Origin of the sequence: Psychrosphaera algicola, from assembly GCF_028401425.1 — a bacterium.
GTDB lineage: Bacteria > Pseudomonadota > Gammaproteobacteria > Enterobacterales > Alteromonadaceae > Psychrosphaera > Psychrosphaera algicola.
The window spans coordinates 2,590,137-2,607,595 of the sequence record NZ_JAQOMS010000002.1 but is presented as its reverse complement, the minus strand read 5'-3'; the positions used below and the strand labels follow the sequence as shown (position 1 = coordinate 2,607,595).

The 17,459-nt window shown below is 41.9% G+C and carries 16 protein-coding genes and 5 pseudogenes; 14 read left to right on the top strand and 7 right to left on the bottom strand.

What is annotated here, in order from left to right; genetic code table 11:
• Positions 1-795 precede the first annotated feature (795 nt).
• The 14 genes and pseudogenes from gdhA to PN838_RS14120 all read left to right on the top strand — a co-directional run bounded on the left by gdhA (position 796) and on the right by PN838_RS14120 (position 12,428).
• Positions 796-2,149, top strand: a pseudogene (gdhA, locus tag PN838_RS14185) (NADP-specific glutamate dehydrogenase).
• A gap of 897 nt (positions 2,150-3,046) precedes the next feature.
• Complete coding sequence (locus PN838_RS14180; RefSeq protein ID WP_272181094.1) at positions 3,047-3,376, top strand: hypothetical protein; 330 nt, start codon at positions 3,047-3,049, stop codon at positions 3,374-3,376.
• Positions 3,377-3,536: 160 nt separating this feature from the next.
• Positions 3,537-3,941, top strand: a complete 405-nt coding sequence (locus tag PN838_RS14175) for a hypothetical protein (RefSeq protein WP_272182716.1) — start codon at positions 3,537-3,539, stop codon at positions 3,939-3,941.
• Complete coding sequence (locus PN838_RS14170; RefSeq protein WP_272182605.1) at positions 3,881-4,156, top strand: transglycosylase SLT domain-containing protein; 276 nt, start codon at positions 3,881-3,883, stop codon at positions 4,154-4,156. The genes PN838_RS14175 and PN838_RS14170 overlap by 61 nt, the downstream gene beginning before the upstream one ends.
• Positions 4,153-4,338, top strand: a complete 186-nt coding sequence (locus tag PN838_RS14165) for a lysozyme family protein (protein WP_272181093.1) — start codon at positions 4,153-4,155, stop codon at positions 4,336-4,338. The genes PN838_RS14170 and PN838_RS14165 overlap by 4 nt, the downstream gene beginning before the upstream one ends.
• A gap of 23 nt (positions 4,339-4,361) precedes the next feature.
• Positions 4,362-4,847 (top strand): hypothetical protein, encoded by a 486-nt coding sequence (locus PN838_RS14160; RefSeq protein ID WP_272181092.1) that lies wholly within the window; start codon positions 4,362-4,364, stop codon positions 4,845-4,847.
• A 32-nt stretch (positions 4,848-4,879) separates the two neighbouring features.
• Positions 4,880-6,208, top strand: a complete 1,329-nt coding sequence (locus PN838_RS14155) for a hypothetical protein (RefSeq protein WP_272181091.1) — start codon at positions 4,880-4,882, stop codon at positions 6,206-6,208.
• A gap of 322 nt (positions 6,209-6,530) precedes the next feature.
• Complete coding sequence (locus PN838_RS14150) at positions 6,531-7,688, top strand: Gfo/Idh/MocA family protein (protein WP_370661111.1); 1,158 nt, start codon at positions 6,531-6,533, stop codon at positions 7,686-7,688.
• Positions 7,689-7,711: 23 nt separating this feature from the next.
• Positions 7,712-8,742 (top strand): annotated as a pseudogene (locus PN838_RS14145) (sugar phosphate isomerase/epimerase family protein).
• A gap of 47 nt (positions 8,743-8,789) precedes the next feature.
• Positions 8,790-10,068: pseudogene (locus PN838_RS14140) on the top strand (MFS transporter).
• Positions 10,055-10,672 (top strand): gluconate 2-dehydrogenase subunit 3 family protein, encoded by a 618-nt coding sequence (locus PN838_RS14135; protein ID WP_272181090.1) that lies wholly within the window; start codon positions 10,055-10,057, stop codon positions 10,670-10,672. The pseudogene PN838_RS14140 and the gene PN838_RS14135 overlap by 14 nt, the downstream one beginning before the upstream one ends.
• A 24-nt stretch (positions 10,673-10,696) precedes the next feature.
• Complete coding sequence (locus tag PN838_RS14130; protein WP_272181089.1) at positions 10,697-11,116, top strand: hypothetical protein; 420 nt, start codon at positions 10,697-10,699, stop codon at positions 11,114-11,116.
• Positions 11,071-12,111: a GMC family oxidoreductase N-terminal domain-containing protein gene (locus PN838_RS14125; RefSeq protein ID WP_272181088.1), complete on the top strand. Its 1,041-nt coding sequence runs from the start codon at positions 11,071-11,073 to the stop codon at positions 12,109-12,111. Before PN838_RS14130 ends, PN838_RS14125 begins: the two co-directional genes overlap by 46 nt.
• Entirely contained in the window at positions 12,003-12,428 is a 426-nt protein-coding gene (locus tag PN838_RS14120; protein WP_272181087.1) for a GMC family oxidoreductase, read from the top strand. Before PN838_RS14125 ends, PN838_RS14120 begins: the two co-directional genes overlap by 109 nt.
• Before the next feature lie 68 nt (positions 12,429-12,496).
• On the opposite strand, the gene PN838_RS26450 is transcribed toward PN838_RS14120, so the two are convergent.
• The 7 genes and pseudogenes from PN838_RS26450 to PN838_RS14085 all read right to left on the bottom strand — a co-directional run bounded on the left by PN838_RS26450 (position 12,497) and on the right by PN838_RS14085 (position 17,440).
• A complete protein-coding gene (locus tag PN838_RS26450; RefSeq protein ID WP_334313369.1) occupies positions 12,497-12,733 on the bottom strand; it encodes an SOS response-associated peptidase family protein in 237 nt (78 codons plus the stop codon).
• Positions 12,730-12,951, bottom strand: coding sequence for a hypothetical protein (locus tag PN838_RS26445; protein WP_334313368.1), 222 nt, complete (start codon positions 12,949-12,951; stop codon positions 12,730-12,732). Before PN838_RS26445 ends, PN838_RS26450 begins: the two co-directional genes overlap by 4 nt.
• A gap of 49 nt (positions 12,952-13,000) precedes the next feature.
• Positions 13,001-13,138 carry a hypothetical protein gene (locus tag PN838_RS26440; RefSeq protein WP_334313367.1) on the bottom strand — a complete coding sequence of 46 codons (138 nt, stop codon included), beginning with the start codon at positions 13,136-13,138 and terminating at the stop codon, positions 13,001-13,003.
• A 164-nt stretch (positions 13,139-13,302) separates the two neighbouring features.
• Positions 13,303-16,344 (bottom strand): annotated as a pseudogene (locus PN838_RS27370) (efflux RND transporter permease subunit).
• Between the two features lie 2 nt (positions 16,345-16,346).
• The gene (locus tag PN838_RS14095; protein WP_272181083.1) at positions 16,347-16,472 is read right to left on the bottom strand and encodes a hypothetical protein; all 126 of its coding nucleotides are present in this window, start codon (positions 16,470-16,472) and stop codon (positions 16,347-16,349) included.
• Positions 16,473-16,541: 69 nt separating this feature from the next.
• Positions 16,542-17,096: pseudogene (locus PN838_RS14090) on the bottom strand (efflux RND transporter periplasmic adaptor subunit); the annotation flags it as partial.
• The gene (locus PN838_RS14085) at positions 17,084-17,440 is read right to left on the bottom strand and encodes a hypothetical protein (RefSeq protein ID WP_272181082.1); all 357 of its coding nucleotides are present in this window, start codon (positions 17,438-17,440) and stop codon (positions 17,084-17,086) included. The pseudogene PN838_RS14090 and the gene PN838_RS14085, both read right to left, overlap by 13 nt.
• Between the last annotated feature and the right edge of the window lie 19 nt (positions 17,441-17,459).

Genomic DNA, 17,459 nt, shown 5'->3' with positions numbered 1-17,459 from the left:
ACACGTGTACCGTTTATTTGTGCGGCGGGACTTTATTTAGAATGAACTCCATTAAACTGGGGATGTAAGCGTAACCCTCGATACCCTCAATTGCCTGTCGGGCGTGGGTGATAGCTTGGTGCTCATATTCATTAATGGATGTGTGGTCTAATTTAAAAACGCATTTAATTTCTGCTATTTCATTTTCTGGTATAACCAAAGTATATAATTCACACGGCGTGAATTTTGTTTTGTTTTTACTCATTGTCGATCCTAAAGGTAATGAATGAAGATTTAGGTTATCAACAAATTACGAATGCGTTTTATTTGCGGGTGTCTCTAATGTTAGTGCTCAAACCCTGAATTTTCTCTCCCTAAATTTTGAAACGGCGGCAAATGTTGCTGGACTGATTTTCTATACTTTATCTAAGCTCAAGAACAAGTTGTTGCCATCGCAGTGTTCAGATTTCATTACACGTCTTCAAAGCCTTAATTTTCCCGTTTTGCCTAATTGACTCTAATTCTGTCTAAAGTGAAGGGAAGAGCTCAATTTACAAAGTCCACTAGTGATTTGTATTAGAAAGCTCAGCATTAGTGGAACGCAAAACAAAATATCGAGCTCCTATTGAGATTCTTTGCTTAGTTCGCTTGCATGGCTCGAAATCCAGTTGTTAAGCCTAAGGGGCCAATCCGACTTGAATTAAACATAGGAACGTCGGTTTCATGGGGGTTATTACTCGGCAAGCCTTATGCGGCTAAAACTGTATTTGTAAGGCAACAGCTAGACGTAATCTTTCAATATAAAGGACGTATTTGATGAAATATATTCACCAAACGATATCTGATTTAATGCGCAGTAGCCCGGCGCAAACTGAATTTTACCAAGCTGTTGAAGAGGTGCTTAACTCGTTAGCGCCTCTTTTAGAAAAACATACTCACTACCAACAGCAAGCGATTATTCAACGTATTGTTGAACCTGAACGTCAGATTATGTTTCGGGTACCTTGGGTTGATGACGACGGTCAAATACACGTTAATAAGGGATATCGAATTGAGTTTAATTCATCATTAGGCCCATACAAAGGAGGGTTGAGGTTTCATCCTTCCGTCAATGCGGGGATCATCAAATTTTTAGGATTCGAGCAAATTTTTAAAAATGCTTTAACGGGTCTGCCTTTAGGCGGGGGCAAAGGCGGTGCAAACTTTGATCCCAAAGGTCGCAGTGATGGTGAAATTATGCGTTTCTGCCAATCATTTATAACAGAGCTTTTTCGCCATATCGGACCGACAACGGATGTACCTGCGGGCGATATTGGCGTTGGTGCGCGAGAAATAGGCTATATGTTTGGTCAATACAAACGATTAACTGGAAATTACGACGGCGTATTTACAGGCAAAAGTCTACTTTGGGGTGGATCACTTGCTCGTAAAGAGGCGACAGGTTATGGCACTGTATATTTTGCTGAATGCATGCTTAAAGAACGTAAAGATAGCTTAAATGGCAAACGCTGTTTAGTGTCTGGAGCTGGCAATGTCGCTATATATACAATGGAAAAGCTCTATCAGCTGGGAGCAACACCAATCACCTGCAGTGATTCATCGGGGACAATTTATCATGACCGCGGCATCGATCTAAAGTTAGTAAAACAACTTAAAGAAAAACAACGAGTGAGCCATAGCTCATTATGCCGAAAGTTACCCAGAAGCTATCTACACAGAGGCCGCACATTATCCTGAAGACGGCCACGCGGTTTGGCGTTATAGAGCCGATGCGGCATTTCCGTGCGCCACTCAAAACGAGTTAACCTTGATGGATGCAAAGGCTTTATTAACAAACGATTGCAAATTGGTGAGTGAAGGGGCAAATATGCCTTCAACTAAAGCGGCTGTTGATGCATTTATTGACGCTAAAATTGCTTATGGGCCGAGTAAAGCTGCCAATGCCGGCGGTGTAGCAACAAGCCAATTAGAAATGGCTCAAAATGCGAGTATGCAAAAATGGACATTTGAACAGGTAGATGAGCAGCTAAAGCAAATAATGCAAAACATTTTTATTAGCTCAAGTCATGCAGCGAAAGAATTTGGTCATGAGGGAAATTTAGTATTAGGCGCTAATATTGCGGGATTCCGACGTGTTGCCGATGCCATGATAGAACAAGGCGTTGTCTAAATAAGCGTTAGTTTAGGTAAGTCGCAATTAAACAATAACCATAAAACATAGGCGCTGTTGCCAATGTGTATGGCCACAATTTTCTAATTGCCTTAACGACGCTTTGCTCGTTATCCATATGCCGTTTTATTATGTATTAAAGAACGGTGACTTGCTCTGTGTTTCTTCTAATTGCGTGGTAAATTTGATGTTTACTCGTTTTAGCGAAACAGATAAAATGGCCTTATTAGGCATTATTTAATGGATTAAATTAAGATAGGTTCAAGGATTATGAAAAAGATCACGCTTGCCCTAAGTGCAAAACTAAAGTTAGTTGGTTTCAACTCTATTGGTCATTTTCAGAACACTTTCAATGCTCTAAGTGCTCAGCTGAACTTTCAATACAAGATAAGTTAAATAGAAAAGCAGTTATATTTGGCACAATGTTAATTATTCATATAAGTGGCTATTTCTGGATTGTCGGTGATTCATTCTTTTCTACCATCCCATTTATTTTGTGCGTAATCATCTCTTGTTATATCTATCGTTATACGACTACCGTTGTTCTCACAACTGCACCTGAAAAAAATCAAAAACATTTTTAAAATTTTTGATGAGCAATCGTCAGATTCAGTCACCAATGCGTAACAGATCCCTTCACCGATGGGTGGAAAGTCGATTGTGAGATAAAGTGTGTTTTTTAGCAAATTTACGCTCTTATCAGTAACCTTTCCGTGCCTTTTTGCCACGCTTATAGTAATGTTTAATCTCGTTAGTAAGGATGCAAACAGCCTGTCAAAAGATTAGTGTAAGTAAGAAAATGCAATTTTTTCAAAAACTTCCTAATTATCCCTTACTAATTCAGCGACATCATTCATTTAATAAATAGCTAATTGCTGGGTATAGAAAGGTTATGTCATGCAAAATAAATACAAAATTTTGACAATTTTGCTCTCCATGCTAGGCGCACTCCCTCAAGGGGTTAGCGCGCCAAAATCAGAATTTGAGCGTTTTAAGGCACAATTTGCAACGTTCGCAGAAAATGAGAAAAAGGAATTTGCTGACTACAAACTTAATCTTAGGAAAGAGTTAGCGCAGTATAAAGCTCAAGTTACGGGAGTTTGGGGGTATGCCGATGTGTCCAGTGGCTCAAGGCTAGTTGTTTATTCTCAAGACATGAATGAGAAGGTGCTCATTGATTACGCCGCCGATGAAATTTTTATTCCAGCATCAAACCGTCTAATTTAAAGCAAGCCGAAACCTTATTAAATAATACGCTTAATGCATCAATTGCTGATTTGAAAAACGGCATGTCGCTCAGCTCAAAAAGATTAAAAAATACGATCCGAGTAAAGGATTAACAGTAGCGGATTCGCTTGGTATTAGCCAAAGTGAATTAAAGGCATTAGTGAAATCGGTTGCTAAGCGTTCCATTCCCGTGAAAGAAGTTGAGCGCGTTGAAGAAAATATTAAGGCACTCGTTAAGGCCAAAAAGAAAGTCGAAGCCTATATCCAAACGTTGCCCGTGGAGAAGCAATTACCGGAGCGTATGTTTCTTAATACCTTTGATGTGGAAACCAGTAATGCGCTTAAACATCAACAGCAAGTCAGTGTGGCGCCAGAGAAAAAACAACCTGCGACACGGAAAATAAAATTCAGTAGTACGCAGTGGAAAAAACCACACCGTATCGACGTTATGTTAGTTCGCAGGCCAATAAATACAACCTATCACCAGCGCTCCTGTATGCCATTATGGAAACAGAGTCTAGCTTTAATCCTATGGCCCAATCCCCCATCCCTGCCTTTGGTTTAATGCAGGTGGTGCCAACAAGCGCGGGCATAGACGTAAATGACTATTTGAATAAATCAAAAACACCGCCGCATCAAAAAACATTATTAGTCCCTGAAACCAATGTTGAATTTGGTTCGACGTATATGAATTTATTGGTCAATCGTTACTTTTCGCCAGTAAAAAATGAAACCAGTAAAATTTATGTCGCAATTGCGGCTTACAATACGGGCACATGAGCAATGTTGCCTATGTTTTTAACGATAAAAGCAGTAAAAAACTTAAACCAGCTTATAAAGCAATCAATCAACTTGCACCGCAGGAGGTTTACAACAAGCTTCGTGCAAATGCACACCCTGAAACTCAAGGGTATATTCAAAAAGTACTTAAAGCTAAAAAGTACTACGAACAGTTTATTTAGAAAGCTCAATTAAGGACAGTTAAGTGAAGATGAAGATAGCGATTACACAATGGTTATTTGGATTGGTGTTATTAGGATTGGCTCCGAATGTTGAAGCTTTGCCTATGGTGGATTTTAGCCAGTCTAATTCTAAATGCAAAAAAGACTGCTCGATGAAACTGACGATTGGTAAATATCGACAGAGTTACAGTGACAAATCCAAATTGGAGCTTAAGGCTCTGTATAACGGCGTTGCGTGGGCCATTGTGTCTGATTACATTCGGGTTTCTAAAGGAAAAGGTAATAAAAAGCAGTACTTTCTTCATAGCTCAAAAGGTCGTAAACGTGCGTCGTTGTCGTCCATTTGTGACGGCCAAGAACGAGACATAACCCCTCAGGGCGAACTTGTTTGCCTGTCGGCATCTCAGCTCCTCATTGATGGCCGTCACTTTGGTAAAAAGAAACGTATTTTGAATTACCAGCCGAGCGTAAAGTTGGATCGGTTTCTCATAATTATTCTGGAGAAATAGCTGTTAGTTTTGTCAGTGAAGATGATTTTGAATTGTATGTATCTGATCTCCCCCGAGTCAAATCACATCAGCCATGGTTATCTGCAAAAACGGCGTTGCATGAGCGCAGTGATTATTCTCAGATCATTGACGCTAAAGTGGTTCCAAATATTGGTTATGTTGCCGCTGTGTACGAGTGGGTTAACGCCTATAACAAAGGGTTAGTCATTTACTATTTTGATGACAAAGGCCTTGTATCGAGAGGGAATGAACATTCCTCTGAAGTTGAAAACATAGGCTTTGAACCCACAATCAAAGTCACTGGTAATAAGATCACTGTAACCACCCGAAATACGTCGGAACGAAAGTTGGACACTTTTGAGTATTCTAAAAGCGATTTACAAACGATGGAATACAATCAACACGACTTTGCATCGGGCAGTGTAGTTGATTTTATGGCTGGGGGCGGGCTTCAATATGCTAATTGGTCAGTAAATCAAAGTGTTGTCGTTAATGACGTAGAAAAAGCTACCACTGAATATGACATGAATACCAATATTCTCAAATCTTTCTTTGTTCAAGGTCGCTGGGGAAAATCACAGTTAGCCGTCACGTTACTACAAAACGAAGCAGAAGATCAGCTGGATAACTTAACCGACAACCAATTAATTCGAGCCGCCGTGAATAAATATATTATTCAATTTGATTATCATGGCTTGTTTAATGGCGCGAGCACATTGCGATTAGGTTATTCAACAATGGATGCCGGCGGTACAGCAAGCTATATGCAAAACGGTACAAATATGTCACATGCATTTACCAGTAAACGAGAGACATATGATGCCTTAATTATTGCCGAAAAAGGTTTGTTCTTGGGCATGTATTATCACCAGTTTGATTCACCAAGTGTTGTTGGCTTTGGTTCCCACAATGGCGCTTATCTAGGTTCGGCATTTGATGAAGCTTTTAGCATGAGTTCACTTGGATTTAAATTGGGTTTTGACGAAGCCGCCTATGGTTATCGATATGAAACAAACTATAGCCGTTTTTATCTTAATGTAACGGGCTTTATTGGCCTATCAAATCTGACTGTTGGTCGAGATGCTGTTACTGAAGTTACAGGCGAAACTAAAGCTGACATCATCGGGCTAAATCCTATTGAGTTGGGAGTATCGGGTGAATTGGGGTATATATGGCAGCATCGTTTTCGGGCATTAAAGGGGTTTGGTGCATCTTTTCAAGCCGGTTATAAAGTTGACTACTATCATGTTCAATCCAATTGGGATGACGAAGATGATTTCCCTGATGATGGATATTTCATTAATTACGACCGAGACGACATCATACATGGTCCGTATGCCCGACTAAACGTTATTTTCTAAGGATAGTGTAAGCCCTTATTTTGAAAAATAAGGGCTTAGCTTAAATCTCAACTCCATGGCAAACATTAAATATCTCGCATCTACTTTTAAAGTAATTAGTCTAAAAATTACCAAATCATAACTCCGACAAAATATACCTAACCCAATAAATAAAGGCGATTCGGGATTTTCTGTTTGTTAGATTACAAACCACAACGCCGAAAACCTTTTAATTTTGACCGATATTATTATATAGGTTAAATCCATGTCTCTTTATACTGGATTAAGTTTAGTAATCTATATGTGTATTGAGAATATGGCAAAAACCAGCAATAAAGTCAGAATGGGTATGGTCGGTGGTGGCCAAGGTGCTTTTATTGGCAACATCCATCGTATGGCCGCGTTCTTAGACGGTAAGATAGAATTAGTTGCTGGTGCGTTTAGCTCTAATCATGACAACTGTTTATTAACCGGACACATGTTAGGGATTGAACCAACACGCTGTTACGCCTCCTATCAGCAGATGTTTGAAGCTGAAGCCAAATTACCCGCTGAGCAGCGGATCCAATTTGTATCGGTCGTGACACCTAACCATCTTCACTTTCCAGTCTCAAAATGCGCGTTAGAACACGGGTTCCATGTTTTGTCTGACAAACCGGCAACAATGGACCTACATCAAGTCCTTGAACTTGAGAAAATTGTAACTTCACAGCAAAAATTATATGGGCTTACGCATACCTATACCGGTTATCCAATGGTTAAAGAAGCCTGTGAGCAGGTTGCCGCGGGCGCGCTCGGTGATGTTGTTAAGATTATTGTTGAATATAGTCAAGGCTGGTTAGCGGAAACAACGAATGAAGAAAACAAACAGGCAAGTTGGCGACTCGATCCTAAACGTGCAGGTGCGAGTTGTTGCATGGGCGACATAGGCGTTCATGCGGCTAATTTGGCCGAGTATGTTAGTGGACTCAAAATAACCGAGCTTTGCGCGGACTTAACCTCTGTCGTTGCTGGACGCGTACTCGATGACGATGGCACAGTGTTATTGAAATTTAATAACGGTGCCAAAGGCGTACTAATTGCGAGCCAAATATCGGTTGGCGAAGAAAACAATCTATCAATCAGAGTTTACGGGACAAAAGCTTCATTTGAATGGCGTCAAGAAGAGCCAAACTCGTTGATCAAAAAATACAATAATCAGCCGAGGGAAATTATTCGAGCGGGCGTAGGCACACTGGCCGCGAATACTAACGCGTATTTACGGACACCGGCTGGTCATCCTGAAGGGTACATTGAAGCGTTTGCCAATATTTATTTGCAGTTTATCAATCAAATTATCGCACTAGAACAACAATCGGATTCAGACATTAGTGAACTTGCGCCTGATATTGAACAGGCAATTCGTGGTATGGCATTTATCGAAAATGTCGTCGAGGCGAGTAAACAACAAACTAAATGGCAACCCTTTAAGCTCACCGTTAACAGTGAAGGACAAATATAATGAAACAGATCAAAGGGTAAGGTATTTTTCTTGCTCAATTTGCCAGTGACGACATACCTTTCAGTAATCTCGATGATATCTGTAGATGGGCTGCTGGACTTGGTTTTAAAGCGATTCAAATACCTTCATGGGATGCCCGTTTTTTGATCTTAAACAGGCCGCTCAGGACACTTCGTACTGTGACGAAATACTGAAAAAAGTGGCAAGTTATGGACTCTCAATCAGCGAGCTATCAACCCATTTACAAGGTCAGTTAGTGGCGGTTCACCCAGCTTATAACGAAATGTTTGATGGCTTCGCACCTGAACACGTCAAAAATAATCCAGTCGCTCGCCAAGAGTGGGCCGTTGAGCAGATGATGTGGGCAGCAACCGCCAGTAAACAGCTTGGCCTAAACGCGCACGCCACTTTTTCTGGCGCGTTATTGTGGCACACGTTTTATCCGTGGCCGCAACGCCCCGCCGGTCTTGTCGAACAAGGCTTTGCCGAACTTGCGAAACGTTGGTTACCGATACTTGATGCCTTTGACGCCGCAGGTGTTGATGTCTGTTACGAGTTACACCTAGGTGAAGACTTACACGATGGAGTGACATTTGAGCGCTTTTTGAAGGCGGTTAATGATCACCCACGAGCCAATATTCTTTATGACCCATCACATTTTATATTGCAGCAACTCGACTATCTGGCATTTATCGATATTTACCACGAACGAATAAAAGCATTCCACGTTAAAGATGCTGAATTTAACGCAACAGGACGCGCTGGTGTTTATGGTGGTTATGAATCTTGGGTCGATAGGTCATGGACGTTTTCGGTCATTAGGTGATGGTCAGATAGATTTTAATGCCATATTTAGCAAGCTGACAGCCTATGGTTATGAAGGGTGGGCAGTGATGGAATGGGAATGTTGTATTAAACATCCTTTAGATGGAGCAGCGGAGGGCGCTAAATTTATCGAACAACATATTATAAGACCGACAGATAAGGCATTTGACGATTTTGCTGGGGAGCAGCAGACGTTGAATTTAATAATAAGGTACTTGGCCTCAGCTAATTCAAGTAGTTCAATCAACAGATAAAAATAACAAAAAAGAGAACATTATGAATAATATCGTCGACAAGGATAAGATTTTTAGGCTCTGCTGTATTGCCCTTATTGTGACTGCAATGACCTTTGCAATTCGCGCGGGGATCTTGGGAGAACTCGGAGTTGAATTTGGGCTCAACGGCCGTGAGTTGGGGTGGATAAATGCCATGGCATTTTTGGGTTTTCCTATAGCGACTATGTTTGGCGGTATTTTGTATAACGCACTTGGCGCTAAAAAGCTGATCGTTTTGGCATTTACCTGTCACTTGTTTGGCATTATTTTTACCCTAACCGCTGGTGGATTTTGGGGCCTGCTTATTTCAACGTTTTTAATTGGCTTTGCTAATGGCTCGGTCGAGGCGGGTTGTAATCCACTAATCGCGGATCTGCATTCAAGCAATAAAACAACAATGCTGAATCGTTTTCATGTGTGGTTTCAGGGGCATATTGATTGGTGCATTAGCATCACAATTTATGGGGTCTATTGGGTTAACGTGGCAATGGCAAGTTGCACTAATTCTAATCCCTACGCTTATTTACGGAACTATGTTGCTAAAAAGCACCTTCCCAATTTTTGACAAAGTACAGAACTCAACAATAAATAACATGCGCAGTCTATTTTCGCCGTTATACCTTTTACTGTTGTTATGTTTTAGTTTGACGGCAACAACCGAACTTGGCACACAACAATGGATTGAACGCATTTTAGGTGAAAGCGGTGCTTCGCCAATGCTTATCCTAGCGTTAATTACAGGTCTAATGGCGGTTGGTCGTTATTATGCGGGGCCATTGGTTCACCGCTTAAGCCCTGTTGGCACCTTGTTTGTATCGTCGGTAATCGCACTTAGCGGAATTTATATGATGAGCCAAGTCAGCGGCCCAATGATATATCTAGCGGCGATATTATTTGCCGTCGGCGTGACATATTTTTGGCCTACTATGCTGGGTTGTGTTGTGGAATATACGCCAAAAACAGGCGCTCTAGGATTGTCTTTAGCCGGTGGTGTAGGCATGTTTTCGGTCAGTATGTGGAATCCGGTTATTGGCCAATGGATTGACGACGCGAAAAAGACTGCAGAAATGTCAAATGTCGCGCCAGACCAAGTTGGATTGGTTGCCGGGCAAGAAGTACTCTCAAACTTAACGGTATTCCCTAGTGTCTTAATCGTTGTATTTGCGGTGTTATTTGTCATTGTGAGAAGACAAACAAACGGTCAACAAAAACAACCAGAACAATCTACTGACACAGATTCAATAGTAGAAAAGTCGGAAGGTGAACATGGAACCATCTAATAACGAATTAACTGAACCAACGCGCCGTGACTTTCTGCGTAAGTTAGGTCTAGTAGTTGGTTCGAGTGCAGCCTTTACGCTTGTCAGTGGGGTGAAGTTAAATCAGGCATTTGCCTACGAAATGACACCAAACAGCGCCCACCGTAAAGGCAAAACCTTTACGCAGTCACAAATGGCGACGTTGGCAAAAATTGCCAGAACCGTTTTGCCAAAAACAGATACACCAAGTGCTGAAGATGTTGATTGTCATGGGTTCATCGATCATCAATTAGCGGTTTGTTACAACGAGCATGACCGACGTTTGGCAATAGAAATAGTGGATGATATTGAAAGTGCAGCCATCAATGCTTTTTCAACGTCATTTGCGCAGTTAATTGACAGTCAACGTCATGAATTATTAACTAAATTAGAACGACTTGACGGTTTTAACCACGATCAAAAGTCCAAATTTCAGCTAATTAAACACCTTATCGTGTTCGGCTTTTTCACGTCAGAAGTTGGCGCGACACAGGCGCTACGATATCTGCCGGTACCGGGTGGGTTTACCGGTTCAATCCCTTATAAAAAGGGCGATAAAGCATGGGGTTCACATGCCTTTTATTAGTCTCAAATGGCAGTGGAGTAAAATATGAACGATAAAATGTATATAGAACAAACCGATACTGTCTTTGATGCCATTGTTGTTGGTTCTGGAATTACCGGCGGCTGGGCAGCTAAAGAATTTTGTGAACGCGGATTAAATACGTTAATGATTGAGCGCGGGCGTGTGGTAAAACACCGTGAAGACTATCCGGGTGAAGGTAAAGGCCCGTGGGAGTTTCCAAATAGAAGCAAGGTCGATAACTTACTAGTGGAACAAGATTTCCATCAACAAAAAAATGTTATGCGTTTCACGATAGCACTAAGCATTTTTTTGGTAACGACCGAGAATTGCCTTATTCGACCAAAGAAGGTACCGACTTCACCTGGATTAGAGCCAATCAACTCGGTGGTAAGTCCCTTTTGTGGCATCGACAAAGCTACCGACTATGTGAAGACGATTTTTTAGCGAATAAACGTGACGGTGAAGGCAATGACTGGCCAATCCGTTATGATGATTTGAAAGATGAATACAGCTACGTTGAAAAGTTTGTCGGCATTAGTGGTCAGGCCGAAGGGCTAGTAAATTTGCCCGACAGCGAATTTTTACCGCCGTTTGAAATGACCTCACCGGAAAAAATGTTCAAACAGTTTGTTGATAAAAATTACACTGAACGACACGTGGTTATGGGCCGTTGCGCCCATTTAACTAAACCGACACAGCTGCATATCGAGCAAGGCCGAGTGCAATGCCAAGCCCGAAATGAATGCCAAAAAGGCTGTTCATTTGGCGCTTATTTTTCTACCCAAAGCTCAACTCTGCCTGCGGCGGCGAAAACAAACAATCTGCATATCGCGCCAAATAGTGTGGTTCATAGTCTAATTTATGACGACAAAACCAATAAAGTGCTCGGTGTTAAAGTCATCGATAACGACAATTTAACCACCCGTGAATACTTTGCCAAAGTAGTATTTTTGTGTGCAAGTACGCTGGGCAGTACCCAAATTATGCTCAATAGTAAGTCTAAGAAATTCCCTAATGGTATTGCAAACTCGTCAGGCGTATTGGGACATTATCTAATGGACCATAATTACAATGCGAGTGCCGATGGCAGGGTTGAAGGGTTTGAGGACGAATTTTATCAGGGACGTCGTCCAACGGGGTGTTACATTCCTAATTTTCGTTATAAACCGAGCCTTTATGGCGAAGGGTTTAAACGTGGTTACGCATTTGGTATGGGTGCATATCGCACCGATTGGCGTGGTAAAGGTGGCAGTGACGGAATTGGTGCCGACTATAAGTCTAAGCTAACTGAGCCTGGAGAATGGCGACTAGGGCTTTATGCCGGGGCGAAATGTTACCTAGATTTGAGAACCAAGTGGCATTGCACCCAACTAAAACTGATAAATGGGGTATTCCGCAATTGGACATCAATTGCCAATGGTCAGATAACGAAAAACTGATGATGGAAGATGCCGCACAAGTTGGTGCCGACATGCTTAGAAAAGCAGGTGTTTTGGATGTTAAAAGTCGCACGACCTATGATCATAACGCGCCGGGGTTAGCAATTCATGAAGTGGGTACAGCACGTATGGGACGCGATCCAAAAGATTCAATTTTAAATGGCTTTAACCAAACCCACGACATTGATAATTTATTTGTCTCAGACGGTGCAGCGTTTTGTTCTTCTGCGGTAGTAAACCCATCGTTAACCTTTATGGCAATGACGGTCAGGGCAGTTAAATATTGCGTGAATGAGATGAATAACAAACGGATATAAAATCGTTTTGTGCTAATAAAAATCGTCGCCGATCAGTTTGTATTCGCGGCGATCCAATATCTCAGTCATTAGCCATCAGCTTGAATTAAAATAGGCTCGGCGATGGCATTAAATAAGCTTGGTTTATCAATTTGTGTGGCTTCAAGTGTTTGTCTAATATTTGGCTGCAAAAGGTGTTGAAACATCGCAACATCTTGATTGTATGGATCTAACCAAGCGTTTAATGTGTCATCTTGAGGTAACATTAATGGGCTTGCTTTGCTGTGAATTTCATTTAGTTTAGGGTGCGGGGGTAAGGTGATCACACTGCAACCGGTGACGACTTCTCCAGTCTGTTTATTATAATAATCTCGATACAACCCCCAAACGCTATTGCGCCGTCTTTGGCCGTCAAATCATAATAGTGTTTAGGGACTTTTTGTTTACCGTGTTGCACAAACTCGGTCTCACCAAAGCCTTTAGCTACGATAACACAACGTGATTCTCGAAATGGCGCATATCCGGCGCTTCGGGGGACATTCAACTTGTCGTATCGAGTATTAAAGGATGTGTATTTTGACGGTTTGAATCCATTATCTGAACGTTCCAGAAGCAACCACTAAGGTCGCGGGACGAAGAAATCGCGCGCCGGGTTTTTCTACGATAATTTGTACTTCTGAAGCCGCTCGCACAAAACGGTTTGGTTGAATTGGCGTTTGATCTAAATTCACCCCTAAATCGAGTGCTAATTGGCGTACCTAGGGATCGTCAGTTACGTTTAATCTGCCACACATTATTTATCTCCCAAGGTTGGATATCGTCATTGGCCAAATGGCAAACATAAAAAACGGCGCACTTGTCATGACAAGGCGCCGTTAGCATTATGCGTTTGTCGTTACTTAGCTCTATAGCTCACTTTATAAAAGATACTATAAAATACAGGAACGGCAATCATTGTTAATATCGTAGCAAATGCTAATCCACCCATGATGGTCACCGACATGTCAGCAAAAAAGGCATCTGATAACAACGGGGCCATACCTAAAATAGTGGTAATGGCGGCTAATGCGACAGGCCGTAAACGACTAGCACTGGCGGTAATAATCGCGACTTTGGCTTCGAGTCCTTCTTGGATCTGCAGGTCGATTTCTTCAATAAGAACAATGGCATTTTTAATTAACATACCAAACAGACTTAAAAAACCGAGCAGCGACATAAACCCAAATGGCATGTCTGTGGCCAACAAACCACTGACCACACCTACTGCAGCCATTGGCACAATTAACCAAATGATCAAAGGTTGACGTACTCGACCAAACAGTAAAACCGAAATTAAAAACATCGCCAAGAACCCAGCCGGCAAGCCTGAACCAAGTGCTTTTTGAGCGTCTTTTGACGACTCATATTCTCCGCCCCATTCCAGTTTGTAACCATCGGGTAATGAAATCGCTTCGATTTGCGGTTTCATGCGGGCAAATGCCTTAGCCAGCGGTTTCGTCAAATCCAGGGTCAGCATTAACCGTTATTGTGCGTAAGCGGTTACGGCGATGAATTTGTGTTTCTTCGTTTACCAGCTCTAGTCCATTGGAGACTTGTAAAAACGGCACATGGTGACGTTGAGACGAACTCCACACTTGACTGTTTTTAATTGAATCAAGTTCTGAATCAGACGCCATCGCCATTTTGGCTTTTATCGAATAGCTATAGTCACCATCTTGCAATCTACCTAATTCAAGTCCAGTGCTAGCGTATTGAATCGCTTGGCTAAAGTCAGAACGGGTAATGCCCGTCATACCAGCATTAAACGCATCGTAATGGGTATTGATAGCCAGCCCTTTTTCTCGCCAGTTGTGACGAATATCTCGAACTTTTTCGTCGTTGATTAAGATGGTTTTGGCTTGTTCTGCTAAGTCACGCAGTACTTCAGTGTCTGGACCAGAAAAACGTGCCGCAAGTTTGGCGCCGCCACCGGGACCAAATTGCATACGTTCACTATAAAAGTTGGCATCTAAGTCCAGCTGCGGAAGTTGTTTTACTAATGTTTTAATTAACGAGTCTATTTTGTCTCGGTCAGTGGCTTTAATTAAAAAGTAGCCATAACTCTCGTTTGGCTGTTGTGGCGCATAAGTCAGAGTAAAGCGGTCCGCACCACGGCCAATAAAGGTCGTTACGGTATCAACATCTTTATGTTCTAAAATGACCGACTCAGCTTGAGTCATAATTTCAGTTGTATGACGAATATCACGATCCTGTGGACCCCAATAATGGATATAAAACAATGGTGCATTAGAACTTGGGAAAAAGCCTTGTTTTACTGACCCAAAGCCCATATAAGCCACAACGGTTATCGCTAATAACGCAGCAACCGTTATCCATCTAAATTTAAGCGCGGTGTGCAGCAAAGCCAAATAACCGCGATATAACACGCCTTTGTTTGTTTCGCCCGCTGTGTCGTTACCAACTTGGTAAAAATATTTACCAAATAAAGGCACAACCGTTGTTGCTAATACCCAGCTAAGCAACAAAGAAACTAAGACGACGGCAAATAATGAGTACAAAAATTCACCTGTTGCATCGTCTGACAAACCAATACCAGAAAACGCTGCGATACCAATAATTGTCGCCCCTAGTAAAGGCCACTGTGTTCGTTTAACAATAAAGCTGGCTGCTTCTGTGGCCGATTTGCCCTGCTTCATTCTTAACATCATGCCTTCAGCCACAACTATCGCATTGTCGACCAGCATACCCATGGCAATTACCATAGCGCCAAGTGAAATTCGTTGTAGCTGCAAACCCATTAACCACATGATCAACACAGTACCCATTACTGTTACTAACAATACTGCGCCAACAACAACACCTGAACGCCAACCCATAAAGATACAAAGAGTAAGTGTTACCACAACAACCGACAAAATTAGGTTATCGATAAACCCCTTAACAGATTGGTCAACAAGTGCCGCTTGGTCGTAAATTGGGGTTAACGTAATACCTGCTGGTAACGTCGTGATTATCTGCTCAACTTTGTCGGTCACGCTATGCCCGACGTTAACGATATTGACATCGTTTAACGCAGAAATGGCTAATGTGATGGCTTCATGGCCTTGATAGCGAACTAAAACAGGTTGAATATCAACGGGTTCTATTTTGAGTTCAGCGACGTCACGAATTTTTATCGAACGTGAACTACCAGGGACAACTAACGACAAGTTATAAATTTCGTCAATTTTATCTAGGGCATTATCCACCAGTATACGAACTTTTTCTCGCCAACTTGGGCACGACCGCCATTAAAAGGTTTTAGGTTTTCGGCTAATAACTGAGCCAGATCTGGGAACGAAATGCCCAATCCGGCGATTTGATAAGGGTTAATGTAGGCAACAAGCTGTTCTTGTTGAACTCCGCTAACCTGCACCTTAGCAACGCCTTCGGTGACCAATAACTCACGGCGAATAATACGAGCAAACTCACGTAATTCTTGAGGTGAAAATTCAGGAGCACTTAAGGCGTAATACATGCCATACACATCACCAAAGTCGTCGTAAACGCTTGGTGTTTGTGCGCCAATTGGCAAATTTTTACCAGCGTCACGTAGACGTTTTCGGAGTTCGTCCCAAATTTGAGGCAATACATTTGAATCGTAATGCGACTCTACTTCAACTGTAATTTCTGAAACACCGGGTTTAGAAATCGACATAATGCGACGCAGTTGCGGCATCTGCTGAATAGCGATCTCTAGTGGTTCAGTAATTTCCCGTTCAACTTTAACCGCGCTGGCCCCATGAAACTGAGTAACAACTTGTACTTGTTTAATGGTAAATGCGGGGTCTTCTAGTCGACCGATATTGTTAAGGGCGATTAAACCGCCAATGATAAATACGATTACCATCAACCAAATGTTGACTGGGTTTTTAATGGAATAACGAGCGATATCCATTATTACAGCTCCGCATTGTAAGGTTTAACAACAAGGCCTTCGCGCATCTTCGTCGTACCAGCAGCAACGACTTCATCGCCTACGTTTAGTGTGCTTTTCACTAATGCTTGCTGGTTTTTAACAAACAAGACCTCGACTTCAGTCGCTACAACTTCACGGTTTTTGGATCAAATTTCCATACGTGGAACCCTTCGCTATTATTGCCAACGAGTGCCGTAACAGGAATTAATAAACCATCGCCATAACGTTGATAACCTAGTTTTAATAAGACTTTGGCTCGTGCCCACAGGTGTCAGGCTAGGATCGGTCGTTGCCGCAGCAAAAACGACTTTGTATGTTTGAGTAATCGGGTCTGCTTGCGTGGCATGTTCAACATATTCTAATTGATACATTTTTTCTGGTGCTGAAATGATGCTAGCGGCGGCTTCAATCTCTGCGCCTTGTTTGTAGCCAGTTAATAAACGTTCAGGGACATTAATATTAAAATAAAATCGTGACACATCCTGCAATTTAGCAATGATGTCCCCCGCTTTTACAAAGTTATTGTTGTCCACAAGACGTTGTGAAATTTGTGCATCAAATGGCGCTTTAACCGAGGTATAACTTAAATCTTTCTGCGCGCGATTTATTGCAATTTGAGCAAGTTCGTAATTTGTTTTTGCATTATCGAGTTGGCTTTGGGCTGCAAGGCCTTTTTCAAATGTGGCGGTGGCACGATCTAAATCTCGCTTCGCCTGTTCTAAACGGGTTTTAGCTTCATTAAGGCGTTGAGTGAATTCAGTTGGATCGACTTGAGCAAGTAAGTCACCTTTTTAACAATAGAACCCGTGCGCAAATTTACGTCCTGCAATCGACCGGCGACTTCAAAACTCACGTCGATAGTTTTGACCGCTGAAACTTCTGCCGGAAATTCAAATTCAGAAAAGTTTGGCATATCTGTAGCAGCTGACAATTTAACAGTTGGTTCGATGATGGCAGTTTCAGTTTGCACCTCTTCTTCTGTGCAACCTGCAATAAAAATAGACGCCAAAAATGCCCCTAGCAGAATGGTTGGTTTTTTCAATTTAGATGTAGTGAACGTATTGTTAGAGATCATGTTTAATTCCGAATAAAAT

Excerpts from the sequence above, each read along its gene's own strand:
- PN838_RS14180 (WP_272181094.1), top strand. The coding sequence starts at position 3,047 with ATGCAAAATAAATACAAAATTTTGACAATTTTGCTCTCCATGCTAGGC.
- PN838_RS14170 (WP_272182605.1), top strand. The coding sequence starts at position 3,881 with ATGGAAACAGAGTCTAGCTTTAATCCTATGGCCCAATCCCCCATCCCT.
- PN838_RS14165 (WP_272181093.1), top strand. The coding sequence starts at position 4,153 with ATGAGCAATGTTGCCTATGTTTTTAACGATAAAAGCAGTAAAAAACTT.
- PN838_RS14150 (WP_370661111.1), top strand. The coding sequence starts at position 6,531 with ATGGGTATGGTCGGTGGTGGCCAAGGTGCTTTTATTGGCAACATCCAT.
- PN838_RS14135 (WP_272181090.1), top strand. The coding sequence starts at position 10,055 with ATGGAACCATCTAATAACGAATTAACTGAACCAACGCGCCGTGACTTT.
- PN838_RS14130 (WP_272181089.1), top strand. The coding sequence starts at position 10,697 with ATGAACGATAAAATGTATATAGAACAAACCGATACTGTCTTTGATGCC.
- PN838_RS14120 (WP_272181087.1), top strand. The coding sequence starts at position 12,003 with ATGTTACCTAGATTTGAGAACCAAGTGGCATTGCACCCAACTAAAACT.
- PN838_RS14085 (WP_272181082.1), bottom strand. The coding sequence starts at position 17,440 with ATGATCTCTAACAATACGTTCACTACATCTAAATTGAAAAAACCAACC.